Origin of the sequence: Micromonospora sp. DT201 (assembly GCF_049841575.1) — a bacterium.
GTDB lineage: Bacteria > Actinomycetota > Actinomycetes > Mycobacteriales > Micromonosporaceae > Micromonospora.
The window spans coordinates 1-16424 of sequence record NZ_JBNCKP010000016.1 but is presented as its reverse complement, the minus strand read 5'-3'; the positions used below and the strand labels follow the sequence as shown (position 1 = coordinate 16424).

The following is a 16424-nucleotide window of genomic DNA, read 5'->3' as shown; positions in this document are numbered from 1 at the left end:
GCCGCGTCACCGGTGGCGGATCGGGCGTCCGGCACGGAAGCCGTCGACGAGTCGGGGTCACCCGCATCAGCGGACGCGACGACCGGGCCACCCGCGCCGCCAGCAGCGGCGACCGGGCCACCCGCAACACCGGCAGCGACAGTCGGACCACCCGCGCTGCCAGCAGCGACAGCCGGAGCAGCAGCGTCGGTGGACGGGGTGACCGGGGTGGAGTTGCCCCCCGTGTACGCGGGCACCACCAGCGGCGCGCCGGTCACTGGGCAGGGCACGACCACGCAGGCCAGCCCGAAGACGTCGCGGACCAGGTCGGCGGTGAGGATCTCCCGGGGCGGCCCGGAGGCCACCACGGAACCGTCGCGCATCGCGACCAGGTGGTCGGCGTAACGCGCGGCCTGGTTCAGGTCGTGCAGCACGGCGACCACGGTGCGGCCCCGCTCGACGCGCAGCCGGTGCAGGAGGTCCAGCACCTCCACCTGGTGGGCCAGGTCGAGAAAGGTGGTCGGCTCGTCCAGCAGCAGGGCGTCGGTGTCCTGGGCGAGCGTCATGGCGATCCACACCCGCTGCCGCTGACCACCGGAGAGGCTGTCCACCGGCCGGTCGGCCAGGTCGGTCACGTCGGCCAGGGCCATCGCCTGGTCCACCGCCGTGCCGTCCTCCGACGACCACTGCCGCCACCAACGCTGGTACGGCTGTCGGCCGCGGCCGACCAGGTCGGACACGGTGACGCCCTCGGGCACCAGCGGGCTCTGCGGCAGGACGCCGAGCCGGCGGGCGACCTCCCGGGTCGGCAGGTCGCGGATCGCGGTGCCGTCCAGCAGCACCGTGCCCCGGCGCGGGGTGAGCAGCCGGGCCATCGTGCGCAGCAGGGTGGACTTGCCGCACGCGTTCGGCCCGACGATCACGGTAAACGCGTCGGTCGGCAGGTCCAGGTCGAGCCCGTCGAGCACGGTCCGCTCGTCGTAGCCGGCGACCAGGTCGCGGGTGGAGAGCATCACAGGACTCCTTGAGGGCGTCACGACGACCGCCGACGGCCGCGCAGCAGCAGGAAGATCAGGTACGGGCCGCCGATCGCGGCGGTCAGCACGCCGGCGGGCAGCTGCGTGGGTGCGAACAGCCGTCGGCCGGCCAGGTCCGCCAGCACCAGCAACAGAGCGCCGAGCAGCGCCGAGCAGACCAGCGGTGGCCGTTCGGCCCGTACCAGCCGACGGGCCACCTGGGGGGCGACCAGCGCCACGAAGTCGACGGCACCGACCTGGGCGGTGACCATCGCGGCGACGAGCACGCCGGTGCCGGCCAGGCCGATTCGGCGGGCCACCGGCCGCAGCCCGACGCCTCGGGCGGTGTCGTCGTCCAGGGCGGTGCTGTTCAGCGCCCAACCGGCCCAGGCCAGCACCGGCAGCAGCACCAGCAGGGTGCCGGCGATCCAGGCGGCCTCGGTCCAGCCCTTGCCGGCCAGGGTGCCGATCAGCCAGATCTGCGCGCGCAGCCCGTCGATCGGGTCGGCGGTGAGCATGACCACCTCGGTGAGCGCCCGGAAGGCGAAGGCGACCGCCACGCCGGCGAGCACGAACCGCTGTGCGGCCAGCCCGTGCCGGGCACCGAGGGCGAACAGCAGCACCGCGGCGAGCAGCCCGCCCAGCAGTGCGGTGGGTGCCACGAGCACGGCGGCCATTCCGCTGGTCAGGGCCACGGTGGCCGCGAGGCCGGCACCCTGGGTGATGCCGATGACGTCGGGGCTGGCGAGCGGGTTGCGGGCGACGCTCTGGATCAGCGTGCCGGCCACCCCGAAGGCCGCGCCGGCCGCCGCCGCCAGCACGACCCGCGGCAGCCGAAGATCGAAGACAACCAGGTCGTACGGGGTGCCGGCACCGGAGAGGGCGCGCAGCACGTCGACCGGGGCGACGTACGGGGTACCCAGCGAGAGGCTGAGCACGACGGCCAGGACGAGCAGCGCGGTCAGCGCGGCGGCCACCAGCACCGAGCGTCGGCGGATCAGCAGGCTGACCGGGCCGATGCGCAGCAGCGACCGTCCGGGCAGCGGGGCGTGGCCGGCACCAGACGAGGCGGTAGGCATCAAGGCCGACGGGCCAGCCGGGTCGGAGGGACGGTGTGCGGTGGTCACGCGGTCACCACCCGGGCTCGGCGGACGAGGACGGCCAGCAGCGGCGCACCGATCAGCGCGGTGACGATCCCGGCTGGTATCTCGCCGGGCGGGGCGACGAGTCGGCCGACGACGTCGGCGCCGAGCAGCAGCGCTGGCCCGAGCAGGGCGGACACGGCGAGGGTCCAGCGGTGGTCCGCGCCGACCAGGGCACGCGCCAGGTGCGGCACGGCCAGCCCGACGAAGGCGACCGGCCCGGCCGCCGCGACCGCCGCACCGGTCAGCAGCACGGCGGCGAGGCCACCACCGAGGCGGACGAGGCCGATCCGGTGGCCGAGGCCGCGAGCCACGTCGTCGCCGAGGGCCAGCGCGTCCAGACCTCGGGCCACCAGGGCGGCCAGCACGAGGCCGGCGAGGACGAAGGGCAGCACCTGCGCGGTGACCGACAGGTCCCGGCCGGCCAGCCCGCCGACCACCCAGAACCGGTACTCCTCGAAGGTGCGGGCGTCGATGCTGAGCAGCGCGTACACCCCGGAGGCCAGGCTGGCGTCGATCGCCGCGCCGACCAGCGCGAGGGTGACCGGGCTGGCACCCTCGCGGGCTCGGGTGGCGATGGCGAAGACCAGCAGCCCGGCGATCAGTGCCCCGGCGATGCCGAACCAGACGTAGCCGGCGAGCGTGCCGATGCCGAAGACGGAGATGGCGAGCACCACACCGAACGACGCGCCTGCGCTGATGCCGAGGATGCGGGGCTCCGCGAGGGGGTTGCGGGTGAGCGCCTGGAACAGCACGCCCGCCACGGCGAGGGCGAGGCCGACGGCGAGGCCGAGCGCGGTACGCGGCATCCGCAGCTCGCGGACGATGGTGCTGGCGTCGCCGCCGTCCGGAGCGACGAGCGCGTGCCAGACCTGGTCGACGCCGAGTTGCCGGCTGCCGAGCGCGAAGCTGGCCAGCACGGCGAGTAGCAGCACCAGCGCGGCACCGACGGTGACGGCCACCCGGCGACCGGTGCGAGTGCTGGCCCGACTCCGGGTCGGCCGACTGGCGAGGGCGGTCACGAATCTCCTGCACGTTCGAGCTTAGGTTCGCCTAACCTTAGCCGACCTGCGGAAAGTGGCCTAACCGACGTCTGTCGATGCCGTTCCGGCTTCCGGGGGCGTGCCCAGCGAGCCACCGTCCCCGGCCTCCGCACCACCGCGCGGCAGCACGTTCAGCGGCCGCATCATCTCGTTGTCCTCGTGTTCCAACAGGTGACAGTGCCAGGCGTAGCGACCCGGCAGGTCGAACTGCGCCTTGATCCGGGTCACCTCCCACGGGTACGCGAGCACCGTGTCCATCCGCCCCCGCTCCCCCGCAGCCGGCTGCACCCGGCCCGAATGCCCGCGGCCGAGCACCTCGAACTGGGCCTGGTGCAGGTGGATCGGATGGACGAGCCGGGTGAAGTTGCGCACCTCCCACACCTCGGTGGCGCCCACGGTGGGCTGCTCGGTCGCAGGATCACTCCAGCGCATCGGCCGACCCCGACCACGCTCGTCGAGGGTGCCGAGCAACATCACCATCGACCCCGACGGGCCGGACATCCGCTCGTTGAGCGACAACCGCCGGACCCGGTCGGCCGCCGGCAGCTGGGGAGGTGCCGGCAGCCGCAACTGCTCCGGCGGCACACTCGGATCCGGGCCGGTCGCCTCGGTGACCACGAAGCGCAGCACCTGACCAGTGGTCCGCGGGTCGGCCGGCGGAAAGTCCACCCCGGGCCGACCACCGCGGTACGCCCAGTCGGGCCCCTCGTTGACGAGGTACAGCTCGGTGCCGGCGGGCACGTCGGTGAAGTCGACGATGACGTCGGCCCGCTGGGCGGGGCCGAGGATCACGCGTTCGTGTGACACCGGCTCGGGCAGGAACCCGCCGTCGCCGCCGATCTGCCAGATCGGCAGCACCGGGCGGGCCGGCCGCGCCGTGGCATGGGCGGCCACGCTCAGCAGCAGGAAGCGGTTGTTGCAGCCGTTGAGCAGGCGGAACCGGTAGCGCCGCCGCTGCACCGTCAGGCTGGGCCAGGTGCGGCCGTTGACCACGATGGTGGAGCCGGTGCCGGGCGACGAGTGCCCGCCCGGGTAGAGCAGGTCGCCGTCCGCGGTGAAGCTGCGGTCCTGGATCATCAGCGGAATGTCGTGGTAGCGGGCGTCCGGCGGGTCGTCGTGCGCCGGCCCCGGGCCGGGCAGCACCCCGTCCGGCAGGTCGCCGGCGCCGCCGAGCAGGTAGAACCCGGCCGGCCCGGCGTAGACGTTCTGGGCGGTGACCCCCAACGTGTGGTCGTGGTACCAGAGGGTGGCGGGCGCCTGGTCGTTGGCGTACTCGAAGGTGGCCGAGCCCGGCGCCCAGCGCAGGCTCGAACGCTCGCCGAAGCGGGACCGGAACTCGTCGTACGCGCTGCCGCAGACGGCGAAGTCGGACGGCAGGTCGCGCGCCACCGGCAGGAACCACGCCTCGGAGTGCCCGTCGCTCTCCTGCGCACTGTGCCCACCGTGCAGATGCACCACCTGGGGCACGGGCCCGCGGTATCCCCGCGGGTCGCCGTCACGGTGGCCGTGCTGGTCCCGATCCGTGTTTCCGCCGGCCGGGTTGGCCCAGTGCAGGGTGGGGTCGACCGGCAGCAGGTGCGGCAGGAAGTCACCCCGAGCGTCGACGAGCTGGTTGACCCAGGTCACGCGGACCGGGTGGTTCACCCGCGCCACGATGCTGGGCGCCGGGTAGCCGAAGCTGCCAGGGTGGGCCGTCGAGCCGTAACCCCACACCGTCGTACGCGGCCAGGACGGCGGCAGGATCTGCTGGCGGAACTGCCGTACCGCGATGAGGTACGTGTCCCGCTCCGGACCGGTCGACACCGCTGGCATGGCGGGTGGGATCCGCAGCGGCGCGACGTACTTCGGGATGTCGGCGGCGCGCAGCGGCGCCGCCCCGGCGAGCGTGCGGCCCGCGGCCGTGGAGCCCGCCGGGACCAGCACCGCGGCACCACCGGCGGCACCGGCGGCGAGCAGCCCTCTTCTGGTGACCATGTCACACCTCCCATTCGCGTCCGACCCTCGATAAGAGAATGAGTTTCGTGGACGGGAACAAGTGCGACAGAACGCCAATTACACCCGTAAGAGGAACATTCCCCTTCGCTCGCACCATAGGGTGTGACCATGCGATTCGACCAGCACACGGTCGTCCTCCTGGTCCGGCCGTCGGATCCGCCGGAGCTGCCGCAGGACGCGCTCGACCGGCTGCAGAGCGCCCACCTGGCCCATCAGGCGGGGTTCGTGGAGCAGGGGCTGGTGCTGGCGGCCGGGCCGCTGCTGGACGCGGACGACGGCCAACTGCGGGGCTTCCTCGTGTTCTCGATCTCCCCGGAGGAGGTGCGCGGGCTCTACGCCGACGATCCGGCTGTCCGCGCCGGCCTGCTCGTCGCACGGGTGACGAGTTGGATGGTGCCGGAGGGCAACGTGCGGTTCGAGAGCGTGCCGATGCCCCGGTCGATGCTGGAGGCGGCCGCGGGCGACTGAGGCCAGCCGAGCAGACGCTCGATGGCCAGCCGAGCAGACGCTCGATGGTCAGCCGAGCAGGCCCCCGATCGGGACCACCCGCAGGTCGTCCACCTTGCCGACGATCACCCGCAGCGACGGGAAGTAGGCACCGAGCACCTGCCCACACCTGTCGCAGGGCTCGACGACCTCGCGTCCCCGGTCGGTGACCGTGACGATCGTCTCCAGCTCGGTCACGCCCTGCGTGGCGGCGGCACCGATCACGACCAGCTCCGCGCAGGTGTCCCCGCTGTCGTGCTGGACGTTGACGCCGGAGAACACCCGCCCGTCGGCGGTCCGGGCGGCCGACGCGACAGTGTGGCTCTGGCTGCGGCAACGCAGTTTGGCCACCGCTGTGGCGGCCTGCACCAACGCCCGGTCGGTGTCCTGCATCGTCATCCCGGCCCCCCGCACTCGATGTCGGCCGCAACTCTAGGTCGCATGCCGGGCCGCCTGAGGACCGGCCGCGCGATAACCCGGGAGCGGTACGCCGCCGGGCTGCCTATCCTTGGGCACGACATGCAGAATCCAACCGCCTCCGCCGCGACCGACCCGGTTCGCGAGTTGCACCGCCGCCTCTCTCCTCTGATGTTCCGCGACCAGCGCCGGCTCCAGCGGCGGCTGGACGGTGCCCGTAAGCTGCGTGACCCGCAGCGCCGAGAGGCCGCGTTGACCGAGATCACCGCCGAGGTTGACCGGGCCGAACAGCGCCTGGCCGCCCGCCGGGCGGCGGTGCCCGTGATCACGTACCCGGCGGGGTTGCCGGTCAGTGAGCGCAAGGACGACATCACCGCCGCCATCCGTGATCACCAGGTGGTGATCGTGGCGGGCGAGACCGGCTCCGGCAAGACCACTCAGCTGCCCAAGATCTGCCTGGAGTTGGGGCGCGGGGTGCACGGCCTGATCGGGCACACCCAGCCACGACGGTTGGCGGCCCGGACAGTGGCCGACCGGATCGCCGACGAGCTGGGCACCGAGTTGGGTGACGTGGTCGGCTACAAGGTGCGTTTCACCGATCAGGTCAGCGAGCGCAGCCTGGTCAAGTTGATGACCGACGGCATCCTGCTGGCCGAGTTGCAGACCGACCGGATGCTGCGCCAGTACGACACGTTGATCATCGACGAGGCGCACGAGCGCAGCCTCAACATCGACTTCATCCTCGGGTACCTGCGGGAGCTGCTGCCCCGACGACCCGATCTCAAGGTGATCATCACGTCGGCGACCATCGAGACCGACCGGTTTGCCCGACACTTCGCCGGCCCACCCACCGCCGACGAGCCGGAAGGCGTACCAGCGCCGGTGGTCGAGGTCTCGGGGCGGACCTACCCGGTGGAGGTGCGCTACCGGCCACTGCTCGAGCTCGCCGAGGGCGAGGAGGACGGCGAGGGCGACGAGGAGACCGTCCGCGACCAGATCCAGGCGATCGGCGACGCCGTCGAGGAGTTGGCCGCCGAAGGCCCCGGCGACATCCTGGTCTTCCTCAGCGGTGAGCGAGAGATCCGGGACACCGCCGACGCGCTCGGCAAGCTGGTGCAGACGAAACGCTCGCTGCTCGGCACCGAGATCCTGCCGCTGTACGCGCGGCTCTCCAGCGCCGAGCAGCACCGGGTCTTCGCCGCGCACAGCTCACGCCGGGTGGTGCTCGCCACCAACGTCGCGGAGACGTCGCTGACCGTGCCCGGCATCAAGTACGTGGTGGACCCGGGCACCGCCCGCATCTCCCGCTACTCCAGCCGCCTCAAGGTACAGCGGCTGCCGATCGAGCCGATCTCCCAGGCGTCGGCCAACCAGCGCAAGGGCCGCTGCGGCCGCACCTCGGACGGCATCTGCATCCGCCTCTACGACGAGCAGGACTTCCTGTCCCGCCCCGAGTTCACCGACCCGGAGATCCTGCGGACCAACCTGGCGTCGGTCATCCTGCAGATGACCGCGATCGGGCTGGGCGACCTCGCCGCGTTCCCGTTCATCGACCCGCCGGACCGGCGCAACATCACCGACGGTGTCAACCTGCTGCACGAACTGGGCGCGTTGGACCCGACCGAGGCCGACCCGGCGAAGCGGCTCACCGCGCTGGGCCGGCGCCTGGCCCAGCTGCCGGTCGACCCGCGCCTGGCCCGGATGGTGGTCGAGGGCGAACGCAACGGCTGCGCGACCGAGGTGTTGGTGATCACCGCCGCGCTCTCCATCCAGGACCCGCGGGAGCGGCCGGCGGAGAAGCAGGCCCAGGCCGACCAGGCGCACGCCCGGTTCGCCGACAAGGAATCGGACTTCGTCGCCTTCCTCAACCTGTGGCGCTACCTGCGTGAGCAGCAGCGGACGCTGTCCTCCAGCGCGTTCCGCCGGATGTGCAAGGCGGAGTACCTGAACTACCTGCGGATCCGCGAGTGGCAGGACATCGTCAGCCAGTTGCGTCAGGTGCTGCGTACCCCGGCCGACGGCGACCGGCGCGGCGGGCGGTCGGCGCGCGACACCTCAGGCGACGCGGACGCCGGCCGGGGCGAGAGCCGCCGGGGCGGCGCGGACCTGCCGGAGGAGATCGACACTCCGAAGGTGCACCAGTCGCTGCTGCCCGGTCTGCTGTCCCACATCGGCCTGAAGGACGCGCAGAAACACGAGTACCTGGGTGCGCGGGGCGCGAAGTTCGCCCTCTTCCCCGGCTCGGCGCTGTTCAAGAAGCCGCCGCGGTGGGTGATGGCCGCCGAGTTGGTGGAGACGTCCCGGCTGTGGGGCCGGATAGCCGGCCGGGTCGAGCCGGAGTGGGTCGAGCCGCTCGCGCAGCACCTGGTCAAGCGCAGCTACAGCGAGCCGCACTGGGAGAAGAAGCAGGCCGCGGTGATGGCCTACGAGAAGGTCACTCTGTACGGCGTCCCGCTGGTCACCTCCCGCAAGGTCAACTTCGGGCGGATCGATCCGACGCTGAGCCGGGAGTTGTTCATCCGGCACGCCCTCGTCGAGGGCGACTGGCAGACCCATCACCAGTTCTGGTCGGACAACAAGCGGCTGCTCGCCGAGATCGAGGAGTTGGAGAGCCGGGCCCGACGCCGGGACATCCTGGTCGACGACGAAACCATCTTCGGCTTCTACGACCAACGGATCCCAGCCGACGTGTCTTCCGGCCGGCACTTCGACAGCTGGTGGAAGACGACCCGCCGGGAACGGCCCGACCTGCTCACCTTCACCCGCGACGTGCTGGTCAACGACGGCCGGCCGGGGGTCGACGAGGGTGACTACCCGGACGAGTGGCAGGCCGACGGGGTGAGCCTGCCGCTCACCTACCGCTTCGAGCCGGGCACGCCGACCGACGGCGTCACCGTGGACATCCCGCTGCCGCTGCTGAATCAGGTGCCGGCGGAGAGCTTCGGCTGGCAGGTGCCGGGGCTGCGCGAGGAAACGGTGATCGCGCTGATCCGCTCCCTACCCAAGGCGGTGCGCCGCAACTTCGTACCGGTGCCGGACTACGCCCGGGCCGCCCTCGCGGCGATCAAGCCCGGGGAGGAGTCGCTGCTAGACGCGCTCACCCGGGAGTTGCGCCGGATGACAGGTGTGACCGTGCCGCGCGACGCCTGGGAGCCGGGCAAGCTCCCCGCCCACCTCCGGGTCACCTTCCGAGTGCTGGGCGACGACGACAAGCCGGTCGCCGAGGGCAAGGACCTGCCGGCCCTGCAACGTCAACTCCGCCAGGAGGTACGCCAGGTGGTGGCGGCCGCCGCGCCGGAGGTGGCCCGTACCGGGCTGCGGGAGTGGAGCATCGACACCCTGCCGCGGACCATCGAACAGGTCCGCGCCGGTTACGCGGTGACCGCGTACCCGGCACTGGTCGACGAGGGCGCCACGGTGGGGGTGAAGGTGTTCGACTCCCCCGCCGAGGCGGAGGCGTCACACTGGGCAGGCACCCGCCGGCTGCTGCGGCTCACCGTGCCGTCCCCGGCGCGGTTTCTGCAGGGGCGGCTGAGTAACGAGGCGAAGCTGGCGCTGAGCCGCAACCCGCACGGCGGCGTGCAGGAGCTGATCGAGGACGCGGCGGGCGCGGCCATCGACCGGCTGATCGGTGCCGCCGGTGGGCCGGCGTGGGACGCTGCCGGGTTCGCTGCGCTACGCGAGAAGGTCCGCGCCGACCTGATCGACACCGTGGTCGAGGTGATGGACCGGGTACGCAAGGTCCTCGCCGCCGCGTACATCGTGGAGCAGCGGCTCGGCGCCACCCGCAACCTCGCCGTGGTGGCCGCGCTTGCCGACATCCGCAATCAGCTCGCCGGGTTGGTGCACGCGGGTTTCATCACCGAGACCGGGTACGCCCGGCTGCCCGACCTGCTGCGCTACCTCAGCGCCATCGAGCGCCGACTGGACCGGCTGGGCGGCAACCCGCAACGGGACCGCCAGCAGCAGGACCGGGTCGCGGTGGTGCAGAAGGAGTACGCCGACCTGCTCGCCAACCTTGCCCCGGCACGCCGGCAGGAGACGGCCGTCCGGCAGATCCGCTGGATGATCGAGGAGTTGCGGGTGAACGTCTTCGCCCAGGCGATCGGCACCCCGTACCCCGTCTCTGAGCAGCGGATCTACCGCGCGATGGACGACGCCGAGGGCCGCTGACCGGGCCGCGCCCGGTCAGCGGCCGAATCAGTGCGAGTGAACGGAGAGCGCCCGGGCCGCTGGGACGCTGCGGACGGCGTTGGTCAGGGCGGCGCTTCGGGACTCCGCAGCGGCGGGCGCCCACCAGGCCCAGTTCTCCCGGTACCAGTGGAAGACCTCGGCCAGCCCGTCCTCGAACCGAATCTGCGGCTCGAAGCCGAGCTCGTCGGAGATCTTGTGGTAGTCCAGCGAGTAGCGCTGGTCCTGTACCTTGCGGTCCGCCACATGCCGGACCCGGTCCCAGTCGGCACCGGCCAGCCCGAGGATCCGCTCGGCCAGTGCGTGGTTGGTGAGCTCGATGTCGCCGCCGATGTTGTAGACCTCACCAGCGCGGCCCTTGGCCAGTACCAGCGCGATTGCCAGGCAGTGGTCGTCCACGTGCAGCCATTCGCGGACCGCGCTGCCGTCGCCGTGCAGGGTGATGTCCTGACCGGTGAGCAGGCTGGTGACGAAGCGCGGGATGACCTTCTCCACGTGCTGGTAGGGGCCGTAGTTGTTGGCGCACCGGGTGATCGACACGTCCACGTCGTACGTGCGCCAGTAGGAGCGGACCACGTGGTCGCTGGCGGCCTTGGACGCCGCGTAGGGGGAGTTGGGCTCCAGCACACAGCTCTCGTTCCAGGAGCCCTCGCTGATCGAGCCGTACACCTCGTCGGTGGAGACGTGCACGACCCGGCCGACGCCACCGCGGGCGCACGCCGCCAGCAGGTGGTGCGAGCCCATCACGTTGGTCTCGAAGAACGGTGCCGGGTCGTCGATGGACCGGTCGACGTGGGACTCGGCGGCGAAGTGCACCACGGCGTCATGCCCCGGCACCACGTCGGCGAGTAACTGTCGGTCGCAGATGTCCCCGCGGACGAACGTCAAGCGGGGGTGCGTAGCCGGCAGGTTGGCCCGATCACTGGCGTAGGTCAGCTTGTCGATCACGGTCACGTCGCAGTGCTCGAACCCGACGTAGCGCCCGCCGAGCAGACTCCGCGCGAAATGCGACCCGATGAAGCCAGCGCCACCGGTAACCAGGATTCTCATCTATAGCCTCCCTGCCGGTGGGGGGGAACGTCCACCGGTGAGCTCTCCTGAGATGAATGGGGCTTTTGCCCATGCAAGAACCCACCATAGGTGACGGTCATCCATACTGACGGTGATATTGCAGGCTTAAGGGCGAATTAACCCAGCGGGTCGAAAACCTGACCGATCAGAGCGGATCCACACCCGGTGGTAGGTCGTCACGGTCGATCGCCGACTGTATGTAGTCGAGCAGGATCCGCCGGAGTTCCCGGCCAGCGTGGGTCGGCACGACGTCGCGCCGACGGGCCACCGCGATGGTCCGCCGCACCCCGGGCGGGGCGAGGGGGGTGATCCGCACGCCCGGCCGGCGGGCCAGCACGATGCCCGGCACGAGCGCGATGCCGAGGCCCGCCTCGACGAAGCTGAGCACCGCGTCCATCTCGCCGCCGTCCACCGCGAACGTCGGCTCGAAGCCCGCCTCGCGGCACGCCTGGATGGTGGCGTCGCGCAGGTCGTACCCCTCGCGGAACATCACCATCGGCTGGTCGCGCAGGTCGGTGATGTGCAGCTCCCCGGCTGCCGACGCGGTCGGCACCTCCTCCACCGAGGCCACCACCAGGCTCTCCCGCAGGATCGGGTCGACGCGCAGGCCCGGGTCGGCGCCCTGGGCCGGCATGATGATCAGGGCCAGGTCGAGGTCGCCGCGGAGCAGGTCGCGCACCAGGTCCTGGGACCCACTCTCCTCGACCCGGAGGTCGACGGTGGGGTGCGCGTCACGGAACCGGCGCAGCACCGGCGGAGCCAGGGAGGTGGCCAGGCTCGGGGTGGCCCCGAGCCGGACCCGCCCCCGGCGCAGCCCGACCAACTCCTGCACCTCCCGGGTCGCGGTCTCCACGTCGGCGAGGATCCGGGTGGCCAACGGCAGCAGCACCTCGCCCGCTGCGGTGAGGGCGATATTGCCCCTTAGCCGCTCGAACAACGGCGCCCCGAGGTCGGCCTCCAGAGCGTGAATTTGCTTACTGAGAGAGGGCTGAGTTATGCCGACGATGTCGGCGGCTTGGGTGAAATGTCGTACTTCGGCCACCGCAACGAAGTACCGGAGCTGATGGAGCTGCATCTAAATAGCTTACGGCTATCAACACTGCGTGTTTGATGCATTGGACGACTGATCGAAGTGCTCCTAGCGTCGGTCCTGTGGTAATCACGAAAACTCGGTCGCCCATCCGCTCGAACGTCGGCCTCAAGGCCGTCATGGCGGTGACGGGCATCATGCTGGCGCTGTTCCTCATCGCGCACATGTTCGGAAACCTGAAGGTGTTCACGGGGGAGACCTCGTTCGACCACTACGCGCACTGGCTGCGCGACATCGGCAAGCCGCTGCTGCCCGGCGTCTGGTTCCTGTGGATCCTGCGCACCGGGCTGACGGTGGCCGTCGTCGCCCACATCGTCGCCGCCACGGTGCTGGCCCGGCGTGCCCGCGCGGCCCGCCCGGTCAAGTACGCCCACCGCAAGAAGGTCAACGGCAGCTACGCGGCCCGCACGATGCGCTGGGGTGGAGTGATCATCCTGCTCTTCGTGATCTACCACCTCCTGGACCTCACCACCGGCACGCTCAACCCGGTCGGCAACGAGAGCAAGCCGTACGGCAACGTCGTCGCCGACTTCGCGCCCGAGCGCTGGTACGTCACGCTCTTCTACACGCTCGCCATCCTCGCGGTCGGCTTCCACCTGCGCCACGGCGCGTACAGCGCGTTCCGCAGCCTCGGCCAGCAGACGCCCCGCGGCGAGCGCCGGGCGCGCACCGCAGCGCTGATCTTCGCCGTGCTGCTCTGCGCCGGGTACCTGGTGGTCCCGTTCGCCGTACTCACCGGATTGGTGTCCTGACATGGAACTCTTCACCGAGGGCGACCCGATCGCCGACACCAAGGCTCCCGCCGGCCCGATCGAGAAGCGCTGGGACACCCGACGCTTCGAAGCCAAGCTGGTCAACCCCGCCAACCGCCGCAAGATGACGGTGATCGTGGTGGGCACCGGCCTGGCCGGCGGTTCGGCCGCGGCGACCCTGGCCGAGCAGGGCTACCACGTCAAGTCCTACTGCTACCAGGACAGCCCGCGCCGGGCGCACTCCATCGCGGCGCAGGGCGGCATCAACGCGGCGAAGAACTACCGCAACGACGGCGACTCCGTGCACCGGCTGTTCTACGACACCGTCAAGGGCGGCGACTTCCGCTCCCGGGAGTCGAACGTGCACCGGCTCGCCGAGGTCTCGGTCAACATCATCGACCAGTGCGTCGCCCAGGGTGTGCCGTTCGCCCGCGAGTACGGCGGCCTGCTCGACACCCGCTCCTTCGGCGGCGCCCAGGTGCAGCGCACCTTCTACGCCCGGGGCCAGACGGGCCAGCAGTTGCTGCTGGGCGCGTACCAGGCCCTCGAACGGCAGATCGGCCTCGGCAACGTCGAGATGAACACCCGGCACGAGATGCTGGAGCTCGTCCTCGTCGACGGCAAGGCCCGGGGCATCGTCGTCCGCGACCTGGTCACCGGCGAGATCAGCACCGAGATGGCCGACGCCGTGGTCCTCGCCTCCGGCGGCTACGGCAACGTCTTCTACCTCTCCACCAACGCCAAGGGCTGCAACGTCACCGCCACCTGGCGGGCACACCGCAAGGGCGCGTACTTCGCCAACCCGTGCTACACGCAGATCCACCCGACCTGCATCCCAGTCTCCGGCGACCACCAGTCGAAGCTGACCCTGATGAGCGAGTCGCTGCGCAACGACGGCCGGGTCTGGGTGCCGAAGACCAAGGGCGACGACCGCAGCCCGAAGGACATCGGCGAGGACGAGCGGGACTACTACCTGGAGCGGATCTACCCCTCCTTCGGCAACCTGGTCCCCCGCGACATCGCCTCCCGCGCCGCGAAGAACGTCTGCGACGAGGGCCGGGGCGTCGGACCGACCAAGCTCGGCGTCTACCTCGACTTCGCCGACGCGATCAACCGGCTGGGCCGCAAGGCCATCGAGGCCAAGTACGGCAACCTCTTCGAGATGTACGAGCGGATCACCGGCGAAGACCCGTACGAGGTGCCGATGCGCATCTACCCCGCCGTGCACTACACGATGGGCGGCCTGTGGGTCGACTACGACCTCCAGTCGAGCATCCCCGGCCTGTTCGTGATCGGCGAGGCGAACTTCTCCGACCACGGCGCGAACCGGCTCGGTGCCTCGGCGCTGATGCAGGGCCTCGCCGACGGCTACTTCGTGCTGCCCACCACCATCGCCAACTACCTGGCCTCGGGTCCGTTGGAGAAGGTCGACGCCAGCCACCCGGCGGCGGTCGAGGCACGCACCGAAGTCGAGGACCGCGTCCAGCGGCTACTCGCCATCAACGGCGACCGGACCGTCGACTCGTTCCACCGCGAGCTGGGCCAGATCATGTGGGAACACTGCGGCATGGAGCGCAGCGAGGCCGGGCTGCGCAAGGCGATCGACGAGATCCGCGCCCTCCGCGAGTCGTTCTGGGAGCGGGTCAAGGTGTCCGGGACCGGCGAGGAACTCAACCAGTCACTGGAGAAGGCCGGCCGCGTGGCCGACTTCTTCGAGCTGGCCGAGCTGATGTGCATCGACGCCCTGCACCGCGAGGAGTCCTGCGGCGGCCACTTCCGGGCCGAGCACCAGACCCCCGACGGTGAGGCGCAGCGCGACGACGACCGGTTCTCGTACGTGGCGGCCTGGGAGTTCACCGCCACCGGTGAACCGTCGGTGCTGCACAAGGAAGACCTGAACTTCGAATACGTCCACCCCACGCAGCGGAGCTACAAGTGAACCTGACCCTGCGCATCTGGCGCCAGAAGGGCCCTGAGGACAAGGGTCGGATGGTGACCTACCCGGTCGACGACGTGTCCCCGGACATGTCCTTCCTGGAGATGCTCGACGTGCTCAACGAACGACTCATCCTCGCTGGCGAGGACCCGGTGGCGTTCGACCACGACTGCCGCGAGGGCATCTGCGGCATGTGCGGCCTGATGATCAACGGTGACGCGCACGGGCCGCAGCGCGGCACCACGGCGTGCCAGCTGCACATGCGGCAGTTCTCCGACGGCGAGACGATCGACATCGAACCGTGGCGGGCCAGCGCCTTCCCGGTCGTCAAGGACCTGGTCGTCAACCGGAACGCCTTCGACAAGATCATCGCTGCAGGCGGTTACGTCACCGCGCCGACCGGCAGCGCGCCCGAGGCGCACTCCACCCCGGTCGCCAAGGCCAACGCCGACGCCGCTTTCGAGGCGGCGGCCTGCATCGGCTGCGGCGCATGCGTGGCGGCCTGCCCGAACGGCTCCGGCATGCTCTTCACCGCCGCCAAGCTCACCCAACTCTCGCTCCTGCCACAGGGCCAGCCGGAGCGGTACACCCGGGTGATCGGCATGGTCGACGCACACGACGAGGCCGGCTTCGGCGGCTGCACCAACGCCGGCGAGTGCACCCCGGCCTGCCCGAAGGGCATCCCGCTGAACACCATCGGCCGCCTCAACCGCGACTACCTCGCGGCGACGGCCAAGGGAGCGGGCAACACCCCCGGCTCCTGAAAACCACCGCGCCACCCCAGACCGCCGTACCCCGCACCATCGGGGGTACGGCGGTCTGCCGTTCGGCGTTGGTCGGCCGTTCGGCGTTGGTCGGCGTCGCGTTGAGCGGCCTTGCGATGAACGGCATGGCGGTGGGCGGCGGTTACGGCGAGCGGGCGGCCGCGGTGGGGCTGGGGCGACCGTCCCCGGCTCCGGGCGGTCAGGCTTGATCCCTCCGCCGGGGACGGTCGCCCCAGCCCTGACCTTGGTCGCGGCTCGTCCGCGAGTTGCGGTCCTATTTGCGGTACGGCGGTAGCTTCCGATCCTCGGATTGCTGGTGAAGCCCAGCCCGGCGCGACCCCAAGCAGGGCGACCCAACCGAGCCCGCTCCAACCGAGCCCGATCCAACCGAGCCCAGCCCAGCCCGGCCCAGCCCGGCCGAGTGCCTGATCGACTCCAGGTCGCCGATGTGGCGGTGTCCCGGCGCGGCGGTTTCAAGCGGCGGTTGCAACCAGGTGTTTGTGGAGTACTTCGGCCGGATTATGCCAGTCGAGGGTTTTTCG

General features: G+C 71.0%; 11 protein-coding genes and 1 pseudogene. 5 read left to right on the top strand and 7 right to left on the bottom strand.

Features of this window, described 5'->3' with window-relative positions; translation table 11 throughout:
* Window positions 1–197: 197 nt before the first annotated feature.
* The 4 genes and pseudogenes from ACLQ28_RS23450 to ACLQ28_RS23435 all read right to left on the bottom strand — a co-directional run.
* Window positions 198–992 (bottom strand): annotated as a pseudogene (locus tag ACLQ28_RS23450) (ABC transporter ATP-binding protein); the annotation flags it as partial.
* 20 nt (window positions 993–1012) lie between these two features.
* Entirely contained in the window at window positions 1013–2122 is a 1110-nt protein-coding gene (locus ACLQ28_RS23445) for a FecCD family ABC transporter permease (RefSeq protein WP_425688424.1), read from the bottom strand.
* On the bottom strand, window positions 2119–3159 hold the full coding sequence (locus ACLQ28_RS23440) for a FecCD family ABC transporter permease (RefSeq protein ID WP_425688423.1): 1041 nt from the start codon (window positions 3157–3159) through the stop codon (window positions 2119–2121). Before ACLQ28_RS23440 ends, ACLQ28_RS23445 begins: the two co-directional genes overlap by 4 nt.
* A 60-nt stretch (window positions 3160–3219) precedes the next feature.
* Window positions 3220–5154, bottom strand: coding sequence for a multicopper oxidase family protein (locus tag ACLQ28_RS23435; protein ID WP_425688422.1), 1935 nt, complete (start codon window positions 5152–5154; stop codon window positions 3220–3222).
* Between the two features lie 129 nt (window positions 5155–5283).
* Between ACLQ28_RS23435 and ACLQ28_RS23430 the strand changes: the two genes are divergently transcribed.
* A complete protein-coding gene (locus tag ACLQ28_RS23430) occupies window positions 5284–5643 on the top strand; it encodes a YciI family protein (RefSeq protein ID WP_425688421.1) in 360 nt (119 codons plus the stop codon).
* Between the two features lie 48 nt (window positions 5644–5691).
* Here ACLQ28_RS23430 and ACLQ28_RS23425 read toward each other — a convergent pair whose 3' ends face one another.
* On the bottom strand, window positions 5692–6060 hold the full coding sequence (locus ACLQ28_RS23425) for a cytidine deaminase (RefSeq protein ID WP_425688420.1): 369 nt from the start codon (window positions 6058–6060) through the stop codon (window positions 5692–5694).
* 120 nt (window positions 6061–6180) lie between these two features.
* Between ACLQ28_RS23425 and hrpA the strand changes: the two genes are divergently transcribed.
* The gene (gene hrpA / locus ACLQ28_RS23420; RefSeq protein WP_425688419.1) at window positions 6181–10251 is read left to right on the top strand and encodes an ATP-dependent RNA helicase HrpA; all 4071 of its coding nucleotides are present in this window, start codon (window positions 6181–6183) and stop codon (window positions 10249–10251) included.
* A gap of 27 nt (window positions 10252–10278) precedes the next feature.
* Here the strand turns inward: hrpA and rfbB are convergent, their stop codons facing one another.
* Entirely contained in the window at window positions 10279–11319 is a 1041-nt protein-coding gene (rfbB, locus tag ACLQ28_RS23415; protein WP_425688418.1) for a dTDP-glucose 4,6-dehydratase, read from the bottom strand.
* Window positions 11320–11485: 166 nt separating this feature from the next.
* Complete coding sequence (locus ACLQ28_RS23410) at window positions 11486–12415, bottom strand: LysR family transcriptional regulator (RefSeq protein WP_425688417.1); 930 nt, start codon at window positions 12413–12415, stop codon at window positions 11486–11488.
* Window positions 12416–12498: 83 nt separating this feature from the next.
* Between ACLQ28_RS23410 and ACLQ28_RS23405 the strand changes: the two genes are divergently transcribed.
* The 3 genes from ACLQ28_RS23405 to ACLQ28_RS23395 are packed head-to-tail and all read left to right on the top strand — an operon-like array spanning window position 12499 to window position 15882.
* Entirely contained in the window at window positions 12499–13182 is a 684-nt protein-coding gene (locus tag ACLQ28_RS23405) for a succinate dehydrogenase cytochrome b subunit (protein WP_425688562.1), read from the top strand.
* A 1-nt stretch (window position 13183) separates the two neighbouring features.
* Window positions 13184–15121 (top strand): fumarate reductase/succinate dehydrogenase flavoprotein subunit, encoded by a 1938-nt coding sequence (locus ACLQ28_RS23400; protein ID WP_425688416.1) that lies wholly within the window; start codon window positions 13184–13186, stop codon window positions 15119–15121.
* On the top strand, window positions 15118–15882 hold the full coding sequence (locus ACLQ28_RS23395; RefSeq protein WP_425688415.1) for a succinate dehydrogenase/fumarate reductase iron-sulfur subunit: 765 nt from the start codon (window positions 15118–15120) through the stop codon (window positions 15880–15882). The genes ACLQ28_RS23400 and ACLQ28_RS23395 overlap by 4 nt, the downstream gene beginning before the upstream one ends.
* Window positions 15883–16424: the final 542 nt, after the last annotated feature.

Excerpts from the sequence above, each read along its gene's own strand:
- ACLQ28_RS23435 (WP_425688422.1), bottom strand. The coding sequence starts at position 5,154 with ATGGTCACCAGAAGAGGGCTGCTCGCCGCCGGTGCCGCCGGTGGTGCC.
- ACLQ28_RS23430 (WP_425688421.1), top strand. The coding sequence starts at position 5,284 with ATGCGATTCGACCAGCACACGGTCGTCCTCCTGGTCCGGCCGTCGGAT.
- ACLQ28_RS23425 (WP_425688420.1), bottom strand. The coding sequence starts at position 6,060 with ATGACGATGCAGGACACCGACCGGGCGTTGGTGCAGGCCGCCACAGCG.
- hrpA (WP_425688419.1), top strand. The coding sequence starts at position 6,181 with ATGCAGAATCCAACCGCCTCCGCCGCGACCGACCCGGTTCGCGAGTTG.
- rfbB (WP_425688418.1), bottom strand. The coding sequence starts at position 11,319 with ATGAGAATCCTGGTTACCGGTGGCGCTGGCTTCATCGGGTCGCATTTC.
- ACLQ28_RS23410 (WP_425688417.1), bottom strand. The coding sequence starts at position 12,415 with ATGCAGCTCCATCAGCTCCGGTACTTCGTTGCGGTGGCCGAAGTACGA.
- ACLQ28_RS23400 (WP_425688416.1), top strand. The coding sequence starts at position 13,184 with ATGGAACTCTTCACCGAGGGCGACCCGATCGCCGACACCAAGGCTCCC.